Below are 21,006 nucleotides of genomic sequence, written 5' to 3'. Positions count from 1 at the left end.
CCACGCCATGCGTGGATGATGGTAGGTGCCGACCGTTGGTCGGCACACATCGGGATCAATCATTCGCCGCAGACAATTCCTGCCCGCGCACCTGCGCAGCACGCAGCGCGTTGTCCACCAGCACTTCGAAACCTCCGGCCTGGAAGCTCTCGATCGCGGCCTGGGTGGTGCCGTTCGGCGAGGTCACACGGCGGCGAAGCTCGGCCGGGCTTTCGCCGGCTTCATCGAGCATGCGCGAGGCGCCCAGCAGGGTCTGCACCACCAGCGTGCGCGCGGCGTCGGCCGGCAGGCCCTGGGCAATGCCCGCCGCTTCCATCGCTTCGGCCAGCAGGAACACGTAGGCCGGCCCGCTGCCGGACACGGCAGTGACCGAATCCATCAGCGCCTCGCGCTCGATCCACACGGTACGGCCGGCACTGGCCAATACCTGTTCGGCCTGCGAGCGCTGCTGTGCATCCACCGACGGCGTGGCATACAGGCCGGTCACGCCGGCGCCGAGCAGGGCCGGCGTGTTGGGCATTGCACGCACCACCGGCAGGTTGCCACCCAGCCAGCGTTCCAGCTGCGCGCTGGTGATGCCGGCGGCGATCGACACCACCAGTGGCCGGCTTGCCTGGGCCAGTGCCTGCAGCGACTGGCAGACCTCGCGCAGCACCTGTGGCTTCACCGCCAGCAGCCAGGTGCGGCCCTGTGCGGCGGCATCGGCGGCATTGTCGTGCACCTGCACGCCGAAATCGGTGGCCAGCGACTCGCGCAGTGCTGCAACCGGTTCGGCCACGTGGATGTGTGCGGCGGGCACGCCCTGGCGGATCAGGCCGGCGATCAGGCTGCGCGCCATGTTGCCGCCGCCGATGAAGGTGATGGAATCAGCTGTCATGAAACTCTCCTTGCAAGATCAGGCCGGGCGAGGACGCGCGCCGAACAGGGCGGTGCCGATGCGCACCAAAGTGGCGCCCTCGGCGATGGCGTCGGCGTAGTCGCTGCTCATGCCCATCGACAGCGTGTCGACCTGCGCGTGCTGGGCGGCCAGCGACTGGAAAAGTGTGCGCATGCGCACGAACGCATCCCGACGGCGTTCCGCCTCGGGCCATGGCGCGGGAATCGCCATCAGGCCACGCAGGCGCAGGGTGGGCTCGGCGGCAATCGCAGCGGCCAGCACCTCGACATCCTCCGGCGCACAGCCGTGCTTGCTGGATTCATCGTCGATGTTGACCTGGATCAGCACATTCAGCGGACCACGCGCTGCCGGGCGATGGCGCGCCAGCGCCGTCACCAGCTTGGGCCGGTCCACGCTCTGCACCCAATCGAAGTGGGTGGCCACGGCCTCGGCCTTGTTCGACTGCAGGTGGCCGATCAGGTGCCACTCCAGCGCCAGGTGCTGCAGCGCCTGCATCTTGGCCAGCGCTTCCTGCACATAGTTCTCGCCGAAGGCCTGCTGGCCCTGCGCGGCCAGCGCAGCCACGGCCTCGGCCGGTTGGGTCTTGGAAACGGCCAGCAGGCGCGGATCGGGCCGGCCGGCCGCCTCGGCGGCGGCATGCAGGTTGCTCAGGATCTGGGGCAGGGGAGTGGCCACGTAACGCGTTCCGTTGAATCAGGAGGCTATACTGCCGCCCGGGGAAAGATCCTTCCAGTCGAAGCCGTTATTGGGGAGTAGCCGCTCATGGATATCGCCGAACTGCTGGCGTTTTCCGTAAAGAACAAAGCGTCCGACCTGCACCTGTCCGCAGGCCTGCCGCCAATGATCCGCGTGGACGGCGACGTTCGCCGGATCAACATCCCGGCCCTGGACCACAAGCAGGTCCATGCGCTGGTGTACGACATCATGTCCGACAAGCAGCGGCGCGATTACGAGGAATTCCTCGAAGTGGACTTCTCCTTCGAGATCCCGTCGCTGGCGCGCTTCCGTGTGAACGCGTTCAACCAGAACCGTGGCGCCGGTGCGGTGTTCCGTACCATTCCGTCCGAGGTGCTCACCCTCGAGGACCTGGCCTGCCCGCCGCTGTTCCGCGAGGTGATCCAGCAACCGCAGGGCCTGATCCTGGTGACCGGTCCCACCGGTTCGGGCAAGTCGACCACGCTGGCGGCGATGATCGACTACATCAACAAGAACGAATACGGCCACATCCTCACCGTCGAGGATCCGATCGAATTCGTGCACACCTCGCAGAAGTGCCTGATCAACCAGCGCGAAGTGCACCGCGATACGCATGGCTTCAACGAAGCGCTGCGCTCGGCACTGCGTGAGGACCCGGACATCATCCTGGTGGGCGAACTTCGCGACCTGGAAACCATCCGCCTGGCACTGACCGCCGCGGAAACCGGCCACCTGGTGTTCGGAACCCTGCACACCAGCTCGGCGGCCAAGACCATCGACCGCATCATCGACGTGTTCCCGGCCGGCGAAAAGCCGATGGTGCGTTCGATGCTGTCCGAGTCGCTGCGTGCGGTAATCTCGCAGGCGCTGCTGAAGAAGGTTGGCGGCGGTCGTACCGCAGCGTGGGAAATCATGGTCGGCACCCCGGCCATCCGCAACCTGATCCGCGAAGACAAGGTGGCGCAGATGTACTCGGCCATCCAGACCGGCCAGCAGTACGGCATGATGACCCTGGACCAGCACCTGCAGGACCTGGTCAAGCGCAGCCTGATCACCCGCAACCAGGCCCGCGAGTACGCCAAGGACAAGCGCCTGTTCGAGTAAGGCGGGACAACCACGGGCGGCGTGCACCAGTGCGGCGCCGTCTCCGTGCCGTTTCCTCCACCGACCGTTTCCTGGTACATGCCCTCTTGGGAGCCCGCCGTGAACAGCACCGCGACCACCATCGATTTCACTTCGTTCCTCAAGCTGATGGCGCACCAGCGCGCCTCGGACCTGTTCATCACGGCCGGCATGCCGCCGGCGATGAAGGTCAACGGCAAGATCTCGCCGATCACCCAGACCCCGCTCACGCCGCAGCAGAGCCGCGACCTGGTCCTCAACGTGATGACCCCGGCGCAGCGCGAGGAATTCGAGAAGACGCACGAATGCAACTTCGCCATCGGCCTGTCCGGCGTCGGCCGCTTCCGCGTCAGCTGCTTCTACCAGCGCAACCAGGTCGGCATGGTGCTGCGTCGCATCGAGACGCGCATTCCGACCGTGGAAGAACTGAGCCTGCCGCCGATCATCAAGACGCTGGCAATGACCAAGCGCGGCATCATCCTGTTCGTCGGCGCCACCGGTACCGGTAAATCGACCTCGCTGGCAGCGATGATCGGTTACCGCAACCAGAACTCGACCGGCCACATCATCACCATCGAAGACCCGATCGAGTTCGTGCACAAGCACGAGGGCTGCATCATCACCCAGCGCGAAGTCGGCATCGATACCGACAGCTGGGAAGCCGCGCTGAAGAACACCCTGCGCCAGGCGCCGGACGTGATCATGATCGGTGAGGTGCGTACCCGCGAAGGCATGGATCACGCCATCGCGTTCGCCGAAACCGGCCACCTGGTGCTGTGCACCCTGCATGCGAACAACGCCAACCAGGCGATGGACCGCATCGTCAACTTCTTCCCGGAAGACCGCCGCAACCAGCTGCTGATGGACCTGTCGCTGAATCTCAAGGGCGTGGTCGCGCAACAGCTGGTGCCATCGCCCGATGGCCGCTCGCGCAAGGTGGCGATGGAGATCCTGCTGGGCACGCCGCTGGTGCAGGACTACATCCGCGACGGCGAGATCCACAAGCTGAAGGAAGTGATGAAGGACTCGGTCCAGCTGGGCATGAAGACCTTCGACCAGAGCCTGTTCGAGCTGTACCAGGCCGGCGAGATCAGCTACGAGGACGCGCTGCGCTACGCCGATTCGCAGAACGAGGTGCGCCTGCGCATCAAGCTCAGCCAGGGCGGCGACGCACGTACCCTGTCGCAGGGGCTGGACGGCGTGGAGATCTCGGAGATCCGTTGACCTGGCCGGTATCGGTCGTGGCTGGATTGATGAATTCCGGTCATGACCGACTGCGGCCGGGCTGGCTCAATCCAGCGCCACGACAGGCGTATCGTCATCACTCCCCCTCTGGAGCACGACGATGCAGACACGCGAACTGGGCCGCAGTGGCCTGAAGGTTTCCGCCCTCGGCCTGGGCTGCATGGGCCTGACCCATGCCTACGGTCAGCCGGTGGAGCAGGGCCAGGGCATCGCCCTGCTGCAGGCCGCCGTCGAGCGCGGCGTGACCTTCTTCGACACCGCCGAGGTGTATGGTCCGTACACCAACGAAGACCTGCTCGGCCGGGCGCTGGCGCCCTACCGCGACAGGCTGGTGATTGCCACCAAGTTCGGATTCAAGGGCGCGCGCACCGATGACGGCCTGGACAGCCGCCCCGAGAATATCCGTGCCGTCGCCGAAGCCAGCCTCAAGCGCCTGCGCACCGACCATATCGACCTGTTCTACCAGCACCGCGTCGACCCGAACGTGCCGATCGAGGATGTGGCTGGCACCGTGCGCGACCTGATCGCCGAAGGCAAGGTCGGCCACTTCGGGCTGTCCGAGGCGAGCGCTGCCACCGTGCGCCGCGCGCATGCGGTGCAGCCGGTTGCCGCCGTGCAGAGTGAGTACTCGCTATGGTGGCGCGAACCGGAGCGCGAGTTGTTGCCGACGCTGCAGGAGCTGGGCATCGGCTTCGTGCCATTCAGCCCGCTTGGCCGCGGCTTCCTCACCGGCACGATCAATGCCGACACCACCTTCGATGCCAACGATTTCCGCAACAGCGTTCCGCGTTTCGAAGTGGAGGCGCGCCGCGCCAACCAGGCGCTGGTGGATCGCATCAGTACGATTGCCGCAGCACGGGGCGCGACGCCGGCGCAGGTGGCGCTGGCCTGGCTGCTGGCACAGGCGCCGTGGATCGTGCCGATCCCAGGCACCACCAAGATCCATCGCCTGGAAGAAAACCTGGGCGCGGCCGACCTGCAGCTGGCACCGGAGGAGCTGCAACGCATCGCACAGGCGCTGGACGAAGTGTCGATCGTCGGCGAGCGCTACAACGCGCAGCGTGCCGCCCAGGCCAAGGGCTGATCACCAGCTGGGTGCGGACCGTTGGTGGTGGGTGCGGACCGTTGGTCCGCACGCCTTGCCCCTCACCCCAGCGGCCCGCGCAGCGCATCAAGCACCGTGCGCATCGCCACGGTGACGTGGCGGCGCGACGGGTAGTACGCGTAGTAGCCATCGAAGTGCGGGCACCAGTCGTCCAGCACCGACTGCAGGCGGCCATCGTCCAGCATCGGCTGCACCTGGTCTTCCGGCAGCCAGGCCAGTCCGCTGCCGGCCAGCGCAGCGGCGCGGGTCATGCCCATGGTGTTGAACGTCCATTGCCCGCCAACGCGCACACTCAGTTCGTTGCCATCCTGGCCGAAATCCCACGGCATCAGTCCCCCATGCGTAGGCAGGCGCAGGGTCACGCAGTTGTGCTTGGCCAGGTCGTCCGGATGCTGCGGCACCACGTGCTGGCGGAAGTAGCTGGGTGCACCGACCACGCGCATGCGCAGCGGCGGGCTGATCGGCACCGCGACCATGTCGCGCGCCAGGCGCTCGCCGAGGCGGATGCCGATGTCGTAGCGCTCGGCGACGATGTCGGCCAGGCCATAGTCGGTGGTCAGTTCCACCTTCAGGTCCGGATAACGCTGCAACAACGGCGCCAGCCGCGGCCAAGCGATGTACTCGGCGGCATGGCCGGTGGCGTTGATGCGGATGGTGCCGGCCGGGCGTTCGCGGTACTCGGCCAGTGCGGCCAGCCCGTCCTCGATCTCGGCCAGGCGTGGGCCCAGGGTGTCGAGCAGGCGGGCACCGGCTTCGGTGGTCGATACGCTGCGGGTGGTACGGGTCAGCAGGCGCACGCCCAGGCGCTGTTCCAGGCCGCGCATGGCATGGCTGAGCGCGGACTGGGACACGCCCAGCTGGGCGGCGGCCCGGGTGAAGCTGCCCTCGCGGGCAACGTGGACGAAGGCCTGCAGGTCGTTGAGGTTTTCGCGGGGCATGCTGGAATGATACGGCCGGGCTGCGCCCGGCACCTGCCGAAGCAACGTCAACGGCCACGTCAACTTCAAAAACTGGCTATCCGTGAGATGGCGGGGTGGGCCCGGTTGAGGGGGACGCCGTAAACCCATCCATGGGGGCTTGGTCGCGGCATCCATGCCGCTTACACCCCCTCAACCGGACCCACCCCGCCTTCGACAGTTGGCTGCGGCCTGTCGGGCGAGGCGGGGTCGGACGTTTGGGTGTGTCGATTTCTGCGTCTGTGGTTCGTCGAATGAATGACTTCAACGGGAGCTGCACATGAGCACTGACACCAAGCCGAAAGGCCCGGCCTCGTATTTCCCCTCCATCGAGAAGACCTACGGGCAGCCGGTGGCGCACTGGTTCGGGTTGCTGGGCGGGAAGAAGGGCCTGAAACACATGGAACTGGTCAGCTTCCTGAAGAGTGAACATGGCTTGGGCCATGGCCATGCCAACGCACTGGTGGCTCACCATCTGGCCGGCAAGGGCTGAGCAGCGCCGAGCCCGGGGCAGTGCGAGGCGCATTCAGCTGAACGATTTCATCTGCAACTGTCATGCAGATCGTGTCTAATACCGCTCCCCACCTGCTGTTCCCCCACCGCATGTCCCTTCCTTCCCATGGCCCCGCGCCGTGCGACGACGCTGACGGCCACCTGGTCACCGCCGGTCCGCTGACCCCGCCGCCCGACAGTGCTGGCACCACCGCCGACGAAAAAGCGCTGCGTCACTCGATCGCCGAGGACGTGCAGGGCATGGTGCTGGCCACGATGGTGGCCTCGCTGGGCCTGGCCATCTTCGCCAAGGGCGGGCTGATGATCGGCGGCATGGCGGGCATGGCCTTCCTGCTGCACTACGCGATGGGCTGGACCTTCGGCCTGGTGTTCGTGCTGGTCAACCTGCCGTTCTATTGGGTGGCGCTGCGGCGCATGGGCTGGGAATTCACCCTGAAGACCTTCGCTGCGGTCACCGCCTGGCGTGCTGACCGACCTGCTGCCGCGCTGGATCGACTTCTCGCACATCAACCCGCTGTATTCGGCGATCGTCGGTGGTGCCCTGTCCGGCCTCGGCATCCTGTTCTTCATCCGCCACCGCGCCAGCCTGGGCGGCATCGGCATCCTGGCGGTATACCTGCAGCGCACCCGAGGCTGGAGCGCCGGCAAGGTGCAGATGTCCTACGACGCCTGCCTGATGGTAGCCGCGTTCTTCGTGCTGTCGCCATCGAAGGTGCTGTACTCGGCCATCGGCGCGGTGGTGCTCAGCCTGGTGCTGATGTTCAACCACCGCCCCGGCCGTTACATGGGCGTGTGACCGTTCAACGGGGTTGCCGGCCAGCGGCCGGCACTACCGGCATCCACGCGCGGAGATCCCTCAGCGGGCGGCGGCCTGCAACCACGGCGGCGACAGCTTCAGCAGCCGCGCATGCACCGGGCAATCCTCGGCGTGCGCGCCGGGCAGGTAGCCCAGGCTCATCAGGAACTCGCCGGTGATCTCGCCACCGGTGAAGCGGAAGGTCTTCTTGAACAGCTTCACCCAGTCGGCCTTGCTGCGCGGGTGATGCGCATCCAGCCACGCCGCGAAGCTGCCATGACTGGCCCGCAGCTGCTGGATCACCTGCGCGTTGTGGATGGCGGCCAGTACCTTCAGCCGGTTGCGGATGATGCCCGCGTCCGATAGCAGGCGCTCGATGTCCTGCTCGGCATAGGCCGCCACGCGGTCGACATCGAAGCCGTCATAGGCCGCGCGGAAGCCCTCGCGCTTTTTCAGGATCGTCTCCCAGCTCAGCCCGGCCTGGTTGATTTCCAGCACCAGCCGCTCGAACAGTTCGCCCTCGTCACGCTGCGGGAAGCCGTACTCGTTGGCGTGGTAGTAGTCGTGCACCGGATGGCCCGGGGCGATGAGGCAGTAGCCGCTCATGGGGAAGACTCGCTGGATTCGGGTTCGGGATCGATGGCCACTGCGGGGCGCCCACCAATGGACAGCATCGGCCAGCGCGGCGGTTCAAGAGTGAGTTTGCCATCACGCAGCGCCTGGTTGATCGCCTCGGCCTGGCCGCTGGCGGTGCCGAACAGCGAACCGGCCCGGCGCCAGTGGGTGTCCCTGCCACGTGCGTACAGCACGCAGTCCGGCCCACGGATGGTGTACAGCTCGCACAGCAGCACTTCGCCGGTACCATCGCCGTCGAGGTCGCGATGCACGATCAGGCAGTCGCGCTCGCTCTGGGCGCAGGATTCGCCATCGATCGCGCGCGTGGCCAGTGCCTGCCACCAGTCGTCCGGTGGCGAGCTGGATCCCGTGGCCAGCTTCAACGCGCGCTGCAGGGCGACGACGTCCTGCGGCCCCTTGTCGAGGCGCTGGCCGTCATCCCAGCGCGAGGTACGTGCCAGCGCGGCAGCGATCACCTGTGGCGCGTTGGCATCGGCGGTGATGGCTGGATCACGCTGCAGCTCGCGCAGCGCCCGCACGCCGCGGTGGCCAAGATCGAAGCGCAGCACGTTGACGTCACTGCTGGTGATCGCGGGCGGGTCGGCACGCAGGCGCGCCAGCTGGCTGGACAGGGTCAGCCGCACCGGGTCCAGCAGCGGCGAGTTGCCCAGCAATGCCAGTGCCAGCACCGCCCAGCACATCCAGCGGTTGACCGGCTCCAGCATCTGCAACCAGCGGCGCTGCCGGCGCAGCACCGCCAGCGCGTAGCCCACGGCATAGCCGGCCACGGCCACTGCGACGAGTACCGCCCAGAACCGGTCCACGGTCCAGCCGTACTGCACCACGCGCAGCCCCAGTGCGTACAGCGCCAGTGCGGCGTAGACCGGCAGCGCCAGCAGGCTGGCTTCAACCAGACGGCGCAGCACGACGGGGTAGGGCGCGGTGTCGTCCCCCTGCTGGTAGACCGCATTGGTGAACGTCACCAGCAACAGCGACAGCACCAGCAGCAGGCTGGCGGCCGAGCGGGTCTTCCACAGCGGTTCCAGCCCGGTAAGCGGCAGGCTCAGCACGAACAATACGGCGATGAACGAGAGCAGCGGCAGCAGTCCGCGGCAGATCGCGAACAGCACCTGGCGGGTGATCTGGATCGCGCGGTGCTGGGTGCGCCCGATCAGCACGCCGAACCCGGCCAGGCTGCCGGTAGCCAGCGCAATGAAGGCATCGTGGCGGAACAGGTCGCGGAAGACGGTGACCTCCAGCAGCTGGAACAGCGCCGCCCACAGCCACAGCAGCAGCCAGGTGAGCCCGGTGAACAGTGCCGCCAGGGCGAGGGTCAAACCGTTCTGCCAGGCGCGCTCGAACAGCTCGGGGTAGCTGGCGCGCCAGTGCCCGTGCTGCAGCTGGAACTGCCACCAGGGCAGCACCACGAACACCGCCACGGCCATGCCCAGGGTCAGTGGAAACTGCAGCGCGCTCGACTCCAGCGCGGTCTCGCCAGTGAGGTTCCAGCCGATCCAGGCGGCCAGCGCCAGCACCACCGCCGAGCCGAGCACGGCCTGCAGCCACAGGCGGCGCTGGCCCAGCTCGACCAGGCTCAGCGCCACCGCGCTGGGAATGGCCAGCACCCAGGCGTACCAGCAGTAGCGCCAGCCGATATCGCGGAACGGCCACGCATCGGACAGTTCCTGCGCGGCATACAGCATCAGACCCTGCAGCAGGGCAATCAGGACGATGGCGCTGCGTGCCGGCAGGGTCAGGGGCGATGAAGACTGCATCGATGACCTTCCATGGCAAAGCACCATCCTAGCCCATCGCGGTTCGCCGCCATTGCGCGACCATCCCGCCCCCAGCAGGTAGAATGGGACCATGCCTGTAACGCCGACCTCCCTCGCCGATCACCTCCTCGTCGCGCTGCCGTCGCTGCTCGACGCGACCTTTGCCCGCAGCGTCGCGCTGATCTGCCAGCACGACGAGAACGGGGCGATGGGCGTGCTGGTCAACCAGCCTTCCGAGTACACGCTGGGTGAAGTGCTTGCCCAGATGGACATCACCACCGGTGACGGCGACCTGCAGGCGCGCATGGTGCTCAACGGCGGCCCGGTGCATCCCGAGCGCGGCTTCGTCATCCATGACGACGCGCGGGCGTGGGATTCCAGCCTGATCGTGGGTGACGGCCTGTACCTGACCACTTCGCGTGACATCCTTGAAGCGATGGCGCGTGGCGAAGGCCCGGCCAATGCCGTGGTCACCCTCGGCTGTGCCGGTTGGGGCGCAGGGCAGCTGGAAAGCGAGCTGTCCGAGAACAGCTGGCTGACCGTGCCGGCCGATGCCGAGCTGGTGTTCCAGCTGCCACTGGAGCAGCGCTGGCAGGGTGCGGCCTCGCGCATCGGCGTGGACCTGTTCCGGCTGACCGACTACAGCGGCCATGTCTGAGCCGGCCACGCCCGTACCGGCTCCTGCTGTCCCGGCGATCCGCCGTGACGGCACCGTTCTGGGTTTCGACGTCGGCTCGCGGCGGATCGGCGTGGCCATCGGCAGTGCCTTCGCTGCGCATGCGCGCGCGGTGGCGGTGGTCGATGTGCACGGCAATGGCCCGGACTGGACCGCGATCGAACGCCTGCTCAAGGAATGGAAGCCCGACGGCCTGGTGGTCGGCGACCCGCTGACCCTGGACGGCCAGGACCAACCCAACCGCAAGCGCGCGCAGGGCTTCGCCCGCCAGCTGCGGGAACGTTTCAAGCTGCCGGTGGTGATGATCGACGAGCGTTCCAGCTCGGTCGAGGCCGCCCGCCGCTTCGCCGTCGAGCGCGCCGAAGGGCGCAAGCGCCGCCGTGATGCGGCCGCCCTCGATGCCGTGGCCGCGGCGGTGATCATCGACCGCTGGCTGTCGTCCCCCGACGACGCCATCCCCATTCCCTGACTGCCCGACACCGCCATGACCGCCCAGCAAATCGATGCCTCCGGACGCCTGCGCCACCTGCTGACCCTGGAGGGCCTGCCGCGCGGGACCCTGCTGCAGCTGCTTGACCGGGCAGGTCAGATCCGCGATGCCGCAGTCGGCCGCGTCGGCAACAAGCGCCACGTGCTGGCCGGTTCGGCGGTGTGCACGCTGTTCTTCGAGCCGTCCACGCGCACCCGCAGCTCGTTCCAGCTGGCCGCGCAGCGCCTGGGCGCCGATGTGCTTAACTTCGATGCCTCGACCTCGTCCACCCGCAAGGGCGAAACCGCCTGCGATACGCTGCGCAACCTGGAAGCGATGGGCGTGCGCGGCTTCGTGGTGCGCCACCCGGAGGATGGCGCGGTAGCCGCACTGGCAGAAGCGGCGGGCGAGGGCACCGCACTGATCAACGCCGGTGACGGTCGCAGCGCGCACCCGACCCAGGGCCTGCTGGACATGCTGACCCTGCGCCAGGCCAAGGGTCCGGATTTCTCGAAGATGAAAGTGGTGATCGTCGGCGACGTGAAGCACTCGCGCGTGGCCCGCACCGACCTGCATGCGCTGCGCACGCTGGGCGTGGGTGAGATCCGCGTGTGCGGCCCGCAGTCGCTGCTGCCGGACGATGAGACCCTGAAGGGCTGCGTGGTCGGCGATGATTTCGACGCGATGCTGGAAGGCGTCGACGCGCTGATGATGCTGCGCCTGCAGCGCGAGCGCATGGAAGAAGGCCTGGTGCCGTCGCTGGAGCAGTACCACGCCCAGTACGGCCTGACCCGCGAGCGCCTGGCGCGCGCCGGCAAGGATGCTGCGGTGCTGCACCCGGGCCCGATCAACCGCGGCGTGGAAGTGACCGACGACGTGGCCGACGGCCCGCAGTCGTGGGTGCTGCGCCAGGTCGCCAACGGCGTCGCCGTGCGCATGGCCGTGCTGGAAACCCTGCTGGGCTGACCACCCGCTCTGGTAGGTGTCAACCTTGGTTGACACACTTGCCGCGCGGCTTGTCCGCGCACCGCTCTGGTAGATGCCAACCTTGGTTGGCACTATCCATCCGCGCCCAAGTTGTCGAGCGGATCACACGAAGCCCCAAGCTCCCATTCGCACCATGCATGGGGATATTGCCCAAGCCGCGTCGCCAGTCCGGCCCTGATCGGATTTCCCATCAGGTACATCGCATGCCGGTGCAACGATTCGTCAGAGCGGATCGCATGATCGTGATAGCAGGCCTGCCAGAAGCGCCCGACTCGCCCCAGCAACCGGTTTGCCTGCTGGGCTGTGCGCGACTTGAAACGCTTCATGACGGTTTCCAGCGTTCCCGCACGCAGTTCGACCAGCCAGTGGATGTGGTCGGGCATGACCACGTACGCAATCGAGCGGGTGAAGCCTTCCTGATCCAGTCGCTGGAATTCGCGGACTGCCAAGGCGGCCGCTGCGGCGTTGGTGAAGAGCGGCGCGCGGTCATGGACGACGGTGGTGAGGATATAGCTGAGGCCGATGCTGGAGCGACGACCGAGCAGGAGACGTGTGTTCTGCATGGAGCAAGCATGGACGGGCCTGCTTCCAGTGAACATCGGGGAATGGGTTGGTTTCAGGTAGGCCAGTGCCAACCAAGGTTGGCAACTGCCAGAGCAGTCAGTGCCAACCAAGGTTGGCAACTACCAGGGCAGTCAATGCCAACCAAGGTTGGCAACTACTGAAGCTGCGGCTCAGCGCTTCTGCGCGAACAGCCATGCCCACATCGCCGGGTCGGCGTAGGTGGCGTCCCAGGCATTGTGGTTGCCTTCCGGGTACTCGGTGTAGCGCACGTCGCGTGCAGCGGCGCTCCGGAATGCGGCGTGCAGTCTGCGATCGTCGTCCGGTGGCACTACATCATCCAGCGCACCGTGGAAGATCCAGATCGGCGTGCCTCTCAGGCGCTGGGCGATGGCCGCATACGGATCGGTTTCCTGGGCGACCTGCTCGACGAACAGGGTCGGGCGCACCGCGCGTGGCGCTAGCACCGCGCCGCACACGGGCACGATCGCGGCGAAGCGCCCGGGGTCATCCAGCGCGATGTTCCAGCTCCCATAGCCGCCCATCGACATCCCGGTCAGGTACTGCCGTGAGCGATCGGCACCGAACTCGGCGATGGTGGCGTCCAGGGCGGCCAGCGCAACGCGGTTGTTGCGCCCGCTCCATTCCTGGTGGCCCGGCACCTGGGGGAATACGGCCAATGCGGGGAAGTCGGCCGCGTGCCTGCGCAGGTGCGGCCCCAGCCCCGCATGGGTCTGCTTGACACCGTCGCCGCCACGCTCGCCGGAGCCGTGCAGGAACAGGATGACCGGGAGTCTGGTGGGAGCGGTGGCCTGAACGCCGGCCGGAATGAACACCTGGTAGTAGGCGGTCTCGCCGTCCACCTTCACTGCGCGGCCCTCGAAGCGGCCGCGCGCGCTGTCCGGCAGCGAAGTGCAACCGCTCATCATCAGAAAGGCCAGCAGCGGCAGCCAGCGCGACATCGATCGGACCATGGGATTTCCCGGGGCGGCAGGGTCAGCTGCATCCTAGCCCGCCGCAGGTCAACGCGGCATCGTGCGGCGCGTCACTCCGGTCGCGGGAAACTGGCAATGATGTCCAGCTGCTCCTGCGCTTCGGCATTGCCGTCGGCGGCGGCCGCCTGCACCTGCGCGATGTCCGGATGCAGCACCACCAGCAGCGGGTTCTCGCAGACCGGGCAGGCGTACTCGGTGGCGTCCTCGTCCAGCTCCATCTCCATGGCACGCGAGCTGCCCTTCCATTCGCAGGCCGGGCAGGTGTGCTGCTGGTCGCGCCAGCCGGGCTGGAAGTAGTTTTCGATCGTGGTGGCCATGGGTGTCCAGTTGGAAACGGGTCAGAGCCCCGCGCAGCGGAGATCCGACCCTGGGTTTTGGCGTGGGTCGGAACTCCGCGCGGCGGGGATCGGACCCTGCAGGGTTCAGTGCAGCAGCACCAGCGTGGCCAGGCCGAGGAAGGTGAAGAAGCCCATCGAGTCGGTCACGGCGGTCAGGAAGATGCCGCTGGCCAGCGCCGGGTCGAAGCCGAAGCGTTTCAGGGTCAGTGGCACCAGCACGCCGGCCAGTGCGGCGAACAGCAGGTTGCAGGTCAGCGCGATGGCGATCACCGCCGACAGCCCGGGCGAGTGGAACCAGGCCAGCACGATCAGCCCCAGCACGGAACCCAGCATCACGCCGTTCAACAAGGCGACCCGCACCTCCTTCCACAGCAGCGTGCGCGCGTTGGACGCGCCTACCTGGCCCAGTGCCAGGCCGCGCACCATCAGCGCCAGCACCTGGGTACCGGCATTGCCGCCCAGGCCCGCCACGATCGGCATCAGCACGGCCAGCGCCACCAGCTTGTCGATGGTGCCTTCGAAGTGGCCGACCACGCTGGAGGCCAGGAAGGCGGTGCACAGGTTCACCGACAGCCACATCAAGCGCCGGCGCATGGCGCGCCAGACCGGGCTGAACAGGTCTTCGTCCTCGTCCAGGCCGGCGGCGCCCAGTGCCTGGTGCTCGGCCTGGCCACGGATGATGTCGACCACGTCATCGATGGTGATGCGGCCGATCAGGATGTTGTTGTCGTCCACCACCGGCGCGGAGATCCAGTCATGGTCGGAGAACTGGCGGGCGACCTCCTGGTCGCTCTCGCCGACGTCAATGGCCGGCTGCTCGTCGTCGATCAGGCGGTTGATCGGGGTGGTGTCCTCGTGGGTCACCAGTGCCGCCAGCGACACCCGGCCGAGGTACTGATGGCGCCGGCTGACCACGAACAGGTGATCGGTATGGTCCGGCAGTTCGCCGCGCAGGCGCAGGTAGCGCAGCACCACGTCGACATTGACGTCGGCGCGCACGGTCACCACGTCCGGGTTCATCAGGCGGCCGGCGCTGTCCTCGGGATAGGACAGCACCTGCTCCAGGCGCTCGCGGTTCTCGCGGTCCATCGACTTGAGGACCTCGTCGATGACCGTATCGGGCAGGTCTTCGACCAGGTCGGCCAGGTCGTCGATGTCCAGGTCTTCGACCGCGGCGATGATCTCGTCCGGGTCCATGTCCGCGAGCAGGCTCTCGCGCACGTCTTCGCCGACGTGGACCAGCACCTCGCCGTCATCTTCCGGATCAACCAGGCCCCACACCACCTCGCGCTTGCCCGGCGGCAGCGATTCAAGCAGGTTGCCGATCTCGGCCGGGGCCAGGGTGTTGACCAGCCGACGTACCGGGCCCAGCCGGCCGCTGTCCAGTGCATCAGACAACATCCGCAGTTGGCGCGCAGTCTTGTCGTGGCGTACAGCTTCAGCCATCGCAGCTCCCGCGGGATAAGAAAAGCCGCGATCCCGGCAAGGATGCGGCAACAGGGGTGTTCAGCGCGTCATTATCGCAAGGGGATGTTTCAGCGCATAGTCGCCGGGTGGCGGTAGTGCCGGCCGCTGGCCGGCAACCTCTTGGCCTTCAACGAGACGGGGCCAGATCCCTTTTCCCGCGGGAAAGGGATCTGACCCCAGGCGTGCATGCCCGGCGAGCGGGTGGTGTCAGGGCGTATCGGCCACCAGCGCCAGCCAGCGTTCGATGGCGCGGCGGTCGCGCGCGGCCAGCAGCTTCGGGGCACGGGCGCGCAGCGCACCCAGATCGGCTTCGCGGATGGCGCGGCGCACCTCCAGCAACGTACCGGGATGCAGGCTGAACTCGCTCAGGCCCAGCGCCAGCAGCAACGGGGTCATCCGCGCATCACCGGCCATCTCGCCGCAGACCGCCACCGGAATGCGGTGGCGTGCGCCGGTCTCGATCACCATCTGCAACAGCCGCAGCACCGCCGGGTGCAACGGTGAATACAACTCACCCAGCGCCTCGTTGTTGCGGTCGGCGGCCAGCAGGTACTGCACCAGGTCGTTGGTGCCGATCGACAGGAAATCGACCAGATCGATGAAACTCTCCAGCGCCAATGCCGCCGCCGGGACTTCGATCATCGCGCCCAGCGGCACGTGCTCGGACACCATATGGCCTTCGCTGCGCAGCTGTTCGCTCAGCTTGAGCATGCGCCGGCGCACCGCCAGCAGTTCCTCGCGGGTGCTGACCATCGGCACCAGCACGCGCAGCTTGCCGTAGGCCGAGGCGCGCAGGATCGCGCGCAGCTGGGTGTCGGCCACCTTGGGCCGTGCCAGCGACAGGCGCACGCCGCGCAGGCCCAGTGCCGGGTTCTCTTCGTTGCTCAGGGTCAGGCCGGTACGATCGGCCTTGTCCGCACCCAGGTCGAGCGTGCGGATGGTCACCGGCCGGCCGCTCATGCCCAGTGCGGCATCACGGTAGGTCTGGAACTGTTCTTCTTCGTCCGGCAGCTCGTTGCGCTGCAGGAACAGGAATTCGGTGCGGTACAGGCCCAGCCCCTGCGCGCCCAGCGCATGCGCCTGGGTGACGTCCTCCAGCGATTCGGCATTGGCCAGCAGGGCAATGTCGACCTGGTCGCGGGTACGGCTGGGCTTGCTGCGCAGGCGGCCAAGCTCGCGCTGCTCGCGCGCGTGTTCCTTCAGGCGTGCGCGGTAGTCACGCAGGTTGTCGGCCAGCGGGTTGACGGTGATGCTGCCGTCGGCACCGTCGATGATCAGCACGTCGCCGTCGGCGACGCGGCTGAGCAGTTGCGGCACATTGACGATCAGGGGCAGGTGCAGGCTGCGCGCCAGGATCGCGCTGTGCGACAGCGCGCTGCCGGCGGCGGTGACGATGCCGACCACGCCCTGCGCCTGCAGCTGCGCCAGTTCGGATGGGGCGATGTTGTCGCAGACCAGGATCTCGCCGGCCAGGCCCTTCATCACCGGCGGGCGTTCGGGTTGCAGGAAGGCGTGGATGCGGCCGATCACATGGTCGAGATCGTCCATGCGGCTCTTCAGGTAGGCATCGTCCATGCCATCGAAGACCTTGGCCAGGCGGTCACGCTGCAGGCGCAGCGCGTAGCCGGCACTGTACGGGCCGCTGCGGATCAGTTCGTCCAGGCCATACAGCAGCTCGGGGTCGTCCAGCAGCAACGCGTGCAGGTCGAGGAACTCGCCCACTTCCTGGTTCAGTGCGCCATGCAGGCGCTGACGCAGTTCGTGCATTTCCGTACGCGCGGCATCCAGCGCACGGTGCAGGCGGGCCAGTTCGGCCTCGACCTGGTGGGCGGCCACGCGTTGCTCGGCCACTTCCAGTGCATGCGGCAGTCGCACGCGCGCCCGGCCCATCGCCGTTCCGCGCGCCGCGCCATGGCCGGCCAACAGCTGTACCGGCCGTTGGCCGGAAGGGAGCTGGCCGGCGCGTGCGCGTGGCACGCTCAGCTGTCCTCGTCGAAGCGGCGTTCGAACAGGCCGACCACCGCCTCCATCGCGGCGGCTTCATCTTCGCCGTTGATGCGCACAGTGACCGGAGTGCCCTGGCCGGCGGCCAGCAGCATCACGCCCATGATGCTCTTGGCGTTGATCTCACGGCCCTTGGCGGCCATGGTCACGTTGCAGCGGAACGGCGCCAGGGTCTGCACCAGCTTGGCGGTGGCCCGGGCATGCAGGCCCAGGCGGTTGCTGACGGTGAGTTCTCGTTCAAGCATCGTCGACTATCGCTCCATTACGGGTACCCGCCGCGGCTGTGGCGGGCAGTTGATCCAGTCCCTGTTCCGGATAATTCATCACCCGCAGCAACATCGGCAGGCTCAGTGCCGACACCCGGCGAACCGGGGTCCCCAGCCGGGCCAGCTGCCCTGCAAGGTTGGCGGGGCTGGCGCCGTACAGGTCGGTCAGGATCAGCACGCCCTCACCACTGTCGACCCGCCGCAGGGCGGCCGAGGCGAGCGGGAGCAGGGCGTCCATGTCTGCGTCGAACGGTACTTCGAAAGCTTCGGTTTTCAGCGGCAATTGCCGCAGGAGCCGGGTCGCCACGTCAAGCAGGGCGGTCCCGACCCCGGGATGTGTTACGAGGAGAATGCCACAGGTCATTACTGCACGTTAACAGGTCAAGGTGAATCGGCGATAGCAGCAGATGAGGGGCACTGTGTCCCGTATTCAGCGTTATCGGGGTCAGAGCCCTTTTCCCCTGGAAAAGGGATCCGACCCCATGCGTTTTTCGATGCCTGGCAGCGATTCATCCACGCATGGTGTGGATCCATCGTGTCGACCAAGGTCGACACCTACCAGCAGCGCACGGAATCTGTCAGAGGCGGGGCGGTGTGGGTAGGCAGGACCGTTGGCGCCATGGATGGCGCCATCGAGCCCCCATGGGTGAGGGCGCTTTGCTTGCGAAGCACTGCTTCGCAAGCGCCCGAACGCCCAGCCGCCAGCGGCTGGGCCGGACCCCGGAGGGGGGTTCACGGCGTGTCCTGCCTACCCACACCGCCCCGCCATCCCACGGAATGCCGCTTTTGCTGTTGCTGTTGCTGTTGCCGGCCAGCGGCCGGCACTACCGACGGGTGCCGGGCGCAGCCCGGCCGGCCCCCCTCAATCCTGTTCGCGGTGGTACGTCGCCACGTCCTGCCAGCCCATCTCGCGGGCATGCCGGGCCATGCGCTCGGCCAGGAACACCGAGCGGTGCTTGCCGCCGGTGCAGCCGAACGCCACGGTCACGTAGCTGCGGGTGCCATCACCCAGTTTCGGCAGCCAGGTATCGAGGAAATCCATCAGCTGGGCCAGGTAGCGCTGCACGTCCGGTTGCGCTTCCAGGTAGTCGCGTACACCCGGTTCGCGGCCGCTGAGCGCACGCAGGTCCGGGTCCCAGTGTGGATTGGGCAGCACCCGCGCATCGAACACGAAGTCCGCTTCGGCGGGTACACCGCGCTTGTAGGCGAATGATTCGAACAGCAGCGACAGGCCGGTGGCATGGTCCATCGCGAACTCGGTGATGATCCGCCGCCGCAGTTGGTGCACGTTGAGGTTGCTGGTATCGATCACCGCATCGGCCTCGCGGCGCAATGGCGCGGTCAGCTCGCGCTCGCGGGCGATCGCCTCGGGCAATGACAGGCCCAGCTGGCTCAGCGGATGGCGGCGGCGGGTGTCGGCATAGCGCTTGAGCACCGTTTCGTCGCTGGCCTCGAAGAACAGCACCTTCACTTCCACGCCGGCGTCGGTGGCCAGCTGCCGCCAGTCGCCCAGCTGGCTCAGGTCGGCCTGGCCGCGCACGTCGATGCCCACCGCCAGCCGGCGCGGCGCGCTGCCATCGTGGTTGGCCAGCAGGCTGCGCACGAAGTCCGGCAGCAGGTGGATCGGCAGGTTGTCCGAGCAGTAGTAGTCCTGATCCTCGAAGGTCTTCAGGGCGACGGATTTACCCGAGCCGGACAGGCCGCTGACGATGATCAGGGTCGGGGCGGAGGGGGTGGCGGTGCTCATGGACAGGCTCTTCGAGGGGCAGGGGAATCAGGGTGTTCGCCGTTCCAGCAGATTGCTGTGGCGGGCGATGAACATCGCTGCCGGATCAATGCCCTTGGTGCGCAGGATGTGCAGGCGGGTGGCGGCTTCGGTCAGCACGGCCAGGTTGCGGCCGGGCATCACCGGCAGGGTGATCAGCGGAACGTCGAGGTCCAGCACATGGCGGGTGCCCGAGTCGCCGGTCAGGCGCTCGTAGCCATGCGGGGTGGGTTCGGTCATCGGCTTGGTCAGGTGGACGATCAGCCGAAGGTACTTGTTCTTCTTTACAGCCGTGTCGCCGAACATCTCGCGCACATTCAGCACGCCCAGGCCGCGCACTTCCAGCAGGTCCTGCAGCAGTTCGGGGCAGGTACCGTCGAGCACGTCCGGGGCGATCTGGGTGAATTCGGGCGCATCGTCGGCCACCAGGCGATGGCCGCGGCTTAGCAGCTCCAGCGCCAGCTCGCTCTTGCCCGACCCGGCCTCACCGGTGATCAGCACGCCGATGGAATAGATCTCCATGAACACGCCATGCAGGATCACCCGCGGCGCCAGCGTGCGCGCCAGGTGGTAGGACAGGTGGTTGAGCAGTTCGTGGCCGCGCTTGGGCGACAGCCACAGTGGTGTACCGGATTCATCGGCGGCCGCGCGCAGGTCTTCCGGGCACGCCTGGTTGCGGGTCAGCACCAGCGCCAGCGGATGCGACTGCATGATCTTCTCGATGGTCTCCCAACGCTGGCGGGGTTCCAGCGCGTCCAGCCAGGACAGTTCCTCGGTGCCCAGGATCTGCACCTTGTTGGGATAGATCGCATTGAGGTAGCCGGCCAGCGACGGACGCCGCGAGACCGTGTTGCCGGCCTCCAGCTCGCGTTTCTCACCGGATTTGCCAGCGGCCCAGCGCAGCCCCAGCCGCTCGCGCTGCTGTTCGAACAGTTCACGGGCGGTGATGCTGGTATTCATGCGGCACTCGCAGGTGGGGTCATGTCCAGCGCCTCGCGCAGCGCCCGGGCATCGCCGGCTTCGCGCAGGGCCTGGCGGATGTCCGGTGCGGAAAACAGCTCGGCCAGCTCGGACAGCAGCATCAGGTGCTGGTGGGTGTAGTGGGCGGGGACGGCCATCGCGAACACCAGGTCCACCGGTTCGTCGCCGCCGAAATCGACCGGGGTCGCCAGTCGCAGCAGGGCGCCACGGGGGCGGTCCAGGGTCGGCGCGCGGCCGTGGGGAATGGCGATGCCGTGGCCGATCGCGGTGCTGCCCAGGGCTTCGCGCTGGCACAGGTTCAGATAGATCTGTTCGGCGTTGGCCTGGCGGCAGGCCAGCAACCCGGCGGCGGCCTGCAGGACGCTGTCACGGTCGGTGGCCGTGCAGAGCTGGGTCTGCACGGCCGCCAGGAGGTCAGTCAGGGGCATGTCTGCGGGGAACGGTGGCGATCAGCCACCATTGTCGCCCACCGGCAGCGGTGCGTGCTGCTGTTTTTTCTCCTTGTGCTTGATGACCAGGCGGTCAAGCTTGTCCGCAAGCAGGTCGATCGCGGCATACATGGTCTGGCCGCCGGCCTCGGCGTGCAGGGTCTGCCCCGGAATGTTGAGGCTGGCGTCGACGTGGTGTTCGGTCTTCTGCAGCTTGAGGGTCACCCGCGCTTCGCAGTGCTGGTCGAAGTGTTTTCCGATCCGGGCCAGCTTCTCCTCTACATAGGACTGCAGGGCCGGGGTGACTTCGACGTCTTTGCCAAACGTTTCGATGCGCATCGGGTTTCT

The 21,006-nt window shown here is 67.3% G+C and carries 23 protein-coding genes and 1 pseudogene; 8 read left to right on the top strand and 16 right to left on the bottom strand.

From position 1 onward, the window contains the following. Nucleotides 1-55 precede the first annotated feature (55 nt). Nucleotides 56-877: a pyrroline-5-carboxylate reductase gene (proC, locus tag J3A72_RS19790; RefSeq protein ID WP_014646216.1), complete on the bottom strand. Its 822-nt coding sequence runs from the start codon at nucleotides 875-877 to the stop codon at nucleotides 56-58. An 18-nt stretch (nucleotides 878-895) separates the two neighbouring features. Next, the gene (locus J3A72_RS19785) at nucleotides 896-1,573 is read right to left on the bottom strand and encodes a YggS family pyridoxal phosphate-dependent enzyme (protein ID WP_032958502.1); all 678 of its coding nucleotides are present in this window, start codon (nucleotides 1,571-1,573) and stop codon (nucleotides 896-898) included. An 87-nt stretch (nucleotides 1,574-1,660) separates the two neighbouring features. Here J3A72_RS19785 and J3A72_RS19780 point away from each other — a divergent pair, with 87 nt between their 5' ends. From J3A72_RS19780 to J3A72_RS19770, 3 genes are all read left to right on the top strand, one after another. Continuing rightward, on the top strand, nucleotides 1,661-2,698 hold the full coding sequence (locus tag J3A72_RS19780) for a type IV pilus twitching motility protein PilT (protein ID WP_004147099.1): 1,038 nt from the start codon (nucleotides 1,661-1,663) through the stop codon (nucleotides 2,696-2,698). Nucleotides 2,699-2,797: 99 nt separating this feature from the next. Beyond that, complete coding sequence (locus J3A72_RS19775; protein WP_014036222.1) at nucleotides 2,798-3,940, top strand: PilT/PilU family type 4a pilus ATPase; 1,143 nt, start codon at nucleotides 2,798-2,800, stop codon at nucleotides 3,938-3,940. Nucleotides 3,941-4,061: 121 nt separating this feature from the next. Beyond that, nucleotides 4,062-5,045: an aldo/keto reductase gene (locus J3A72_RS19770; protein WP_049405029.1), complete on the top strand. Its 984-nt coding sequence runs from the start codon at nucleotides 4,062-4,064 to the stop codon at nucleotides 5,043-5,045. A 62-nt stretch (nucleotides 5,046-5,107) separates the two neighbouring features. Here the strand turns inward: J3A72_RS19770 and J3A72_RS19765 are convergent, their stop codons facing one another. Beyond that, the gene (locus tag J3A72_RS19765; RefSeq protein WP_014646219.1) at nucleotides 5,108-6,004 is read right to left on the bottom strand and encodes a LysR family transcriptional regulator; all 897 of its coding nucleotides are present in this window, start codon (nucleotides 6,002-6,004) and stop codon (nucleotides 5,108-5,110) included. 298 nt (nucleotides 6,005-6,302) lie between these two features. Between J3A72_RS19765 and J3A72_RS19760 the strand changes: the two genes are divergently transcribed. Beyond that, entirely contained in the window at nucleotides 6,303-6,515 is a 213-nt protein-coding gene (locus J3A72_RS19760) for a DUF4287 domain-containing protein (protein ID WP_075075573.1), read from the top strand. A 110-nt stretch (nucleotides 6,516-6,625) separates the two neighbouring features. Then, nucleotides 6,626-7,331 (top strand): annotated as a pseudogene (locus tag J3A72_RS19755) (YitT family protein). Between the two features lie 60 nt (nucleotides 7,332-7,391). Here J3A72_RS19755 and J3A72_RS19750 read toward each other — a convergent pair. Both J3A72_RS19750 and J3A72_RS19745 read right to left on the bottom strand, forming a co-directional pair. After that, nucleotides 7,392-7,937, bottom strand: a complete 546-nt coding sequence (locus J3A72_RS19750; RefSeq protein WP_069117534.1) for a DNA-3-methyladenine glycosylase I — start codon at nucleotides 7,935-7,937, stop codon at nucleotides 7,392-7,394. Further along, complete coding sequence (locus J3A72_RS19745; RefSeq protein ID WP_075075574.1) at nucleotides 7,934-9,721, bottom strand: DUF4153 domain-containing protein; 1,788 nt, start codon at nucleotides 9,719-9,721, stop codon at nucleotides 7,934-7,936. The genes J3A72_RS19750 and J3A72_RS19745 overlap by 4 nt, the downstream gene beginning before the upstream one ends. Before the next feature lie 91 nt (nucleotides 9,722-9,812). Here J3A72_RS19745 and J3A72_RS19740 point away from each other — a divergent pair, with 91 nt between their 5' ends. From J3A72_RS19740 to J3A72_RS19730, 3 genes are read left to right on the top strand one after another with little or no spacing between them, the layout of a single operon-like run. Next, a complete protein-coding gene (locus J3A72_RS19740) occupies nucleotides 9,813-10,379 on the top strand; it encodes a YqgE/AlgH family protein (protein ID WP_014646224.1) in 567 nt (188 codons plus the stop codon). Continuing rightward, on the top strand, nucleotides 10,372-10,866 hold the full coding sequence (ruvX, locus tag J3A72_RS19735; protein ID WP_075075575.1) for a Holliday junction resolvase RuvX: 495 nt from the start codon (nucleotides 10,372-10,374) through the stop codon (nucleotides 10,864-10,866). Before J3A72_RS19740 ends, ruvX begins: the two co-directional genes overlap by 8 nt. A gap of 15 nt (nucleotides 10,867-10,881) precedes the next feature. Then, nucleotides 10,882-11,832 carry an aspartate carbamoyltransferase catalytic subunit gene (locus tag J3A72_RS19730; RefSeq protein WP_014646226.1) on the top strand — a complete coding sequence of 317 codons (951 nt, stop codon included), beginning with the start codon at nucleotides 10,882-10,884 and terminating at the stop codon, nucleotides 11,830-11,832. 92 nt (nucleotides 11,833-11,924) lie between these two features. Here J3A72_RS19730 and J3A72_RS19725 read toward each other — a convergent pair whose 3' ends face one another. The 11 genes from J3A72_RS19725 to raiA all read right to left on the bottom strand — a co-directional run bounded on the left by J3A72_RS19725 (nucleotide 11,925) and on the right by raiA (nucleotide 20,997). After that, on the bottom strand, nucleotides 11,925-12,416 hold the full coding sequence (locus J3A72_RS19725) for a transposase (RefSeq protein WP_069117530.1): 492 nt from the start codon (nucleotides 12,414-12,416) through the stop codon (nucleotides 11,925-11,927). A 171-nt stretch (nucleotides 12,417-12,587) separates the two neighbouring features. Continuing rightward, the gene (locus J3A72_RS19720; protein WP_080469254.1) at nucleotides 12,588-13,388 is read right to left on the bottom strand and encodes a prolyl oligopeptidase family serine peptidase; all 801 of its coding nucleotides are present in this window, start codon (nucleotides 13,386-13,388) and stop codon (nucleotides 12,588-12,590) included. Between the two features lie 71 nt (nucleotides 13,389-13,459). After that, entirely contained in the window at nucleotides 13,460-13,726 is a 267-nt protein-coding gene (locus J3A72_RS19715) for a hypothetical protein (protein WP_049405333.1), read from the bottom strand. A 105-nt stretch (nucleotides 13,727-13,831) separates the two neighbouring features. Next, a complete protein-coding gene (gene mgtE, locus J3A72_RS19710) occupies nucleotides 13,832-15,193 on the bottom strand; it encodes a magnesium transporter (protein WP_008266103.1) in 1,362 nt (453 codons plus the stop codon). Nucleotides 15,194-15,421: 228 nt separating this feature from the next. After that, complete coding sequence (ptsP, locus tag J3A72_RS19705; RefSeq protein WP_032958484.1) at nucleotides 15,422-17,191, bottom strand: phosphoenolpyruvate--protein phosphotransferase; 1,770 nt, start codon at nucleotides 17,189-17,191, stop codon at nucleotides 15,422-15,424. Nucleotides 17,192-17,193: 2 nt separating this feature from the next. Next, nucleotides 17,194-17,463, bottom strand: coding sequence for an HPr family phosphocarrier protein (locus tag J3A72_RS19700; RefSeq protein ID WP_005408385.1), 270 nt, complete (start codon nucleotides 17,461-17,463; stop codon nucleotides 17,194-17,196). Then, nucleotides 17,456-17,848, bottom strand: coding sequence for a PTS fructose IIA component family protein (locus J3A72_RS19695; protein ID WP_032958481.1), 393 nt, complete (start codon nucleotides 17,846-17,848; stop codon nucleotides 17,456-17,458). The genes J3A72_RS19700 and J3A72_RS19695 overlap by 8 nt, the downstream gene beginning before the upstream one ends. Before the next feature lie 498 nt (nucleotides 17,849-18,346). Next, on the bottom strand, nucleotides 18,347-19,231 hold the full coding sequence (gene rapZ, locus J3A72_RS19690; RefSeq protein WP_014646231.1) for an RNase adapter RapZ: 885 nt from the start codon (nucleotides 19,229-19,231) through the stop codon (nucleotides 18,347-18,349). A 27-nt stretch (nucleotides 19,232-19,258) separates the two neighbouring features. Beyond that, entirely contained in the window at nucleotides 19,259-20,209 is a 951-nt protein-coding gene (gene hprK / locus J3A72_RS19685) for an HPr(Ser) kinase/phosphatase (RefSeq protein WP_005408388.1), read from the bottom strand. Then, nucleotides 20,206-20,658 (bottom strand): PTS sugar transporter subunit IIA, encoded by a 453-nt coding sequence (locus J3A72_RS19680; RefSeq protein ID WP_032130191.1) that lies wholly within the window; start codon nucleotides 20,656-20,658, stop codon nucleotides 20,206-20,208. Before J3A72_RS19680 ends, hprK begins: the two co-directional genes overlap by 4 nt. Nucleotides 20,659-20,679: 21 nt before the next feature. After that, nucleotides 20,680-20,997: a ribosome-associated translation inhibitor RaiA gene (raiA, locus tag J3A72_RS19675; RefSeq protein ID WP_005415556.1), complete on the bottom strand. Its 318-nt coding sequence runs from the start codon at nucleotides 20,995-20,997 to the stop codon at nucleotides 20,680-20,682. Nucleotides 20,998-21,006: the final 9 nt, after the last annotated feature.

Origin of the sequence: Stenotrophomonas sp. PvP093, assembly GCF_017876915.1 — a bacterium.
GTDB lineage: Bacteria > Pseudomonadota > Gammaproteobacteria > Xanthomonadales > Xanthomonadaceae > Stenotrophomonas > Stenotrophomonas muris.
Note: the sequence above shows the minus strand (reverse complement) of the source record. Positions and strands in the feature narration are given on the sequence as shown.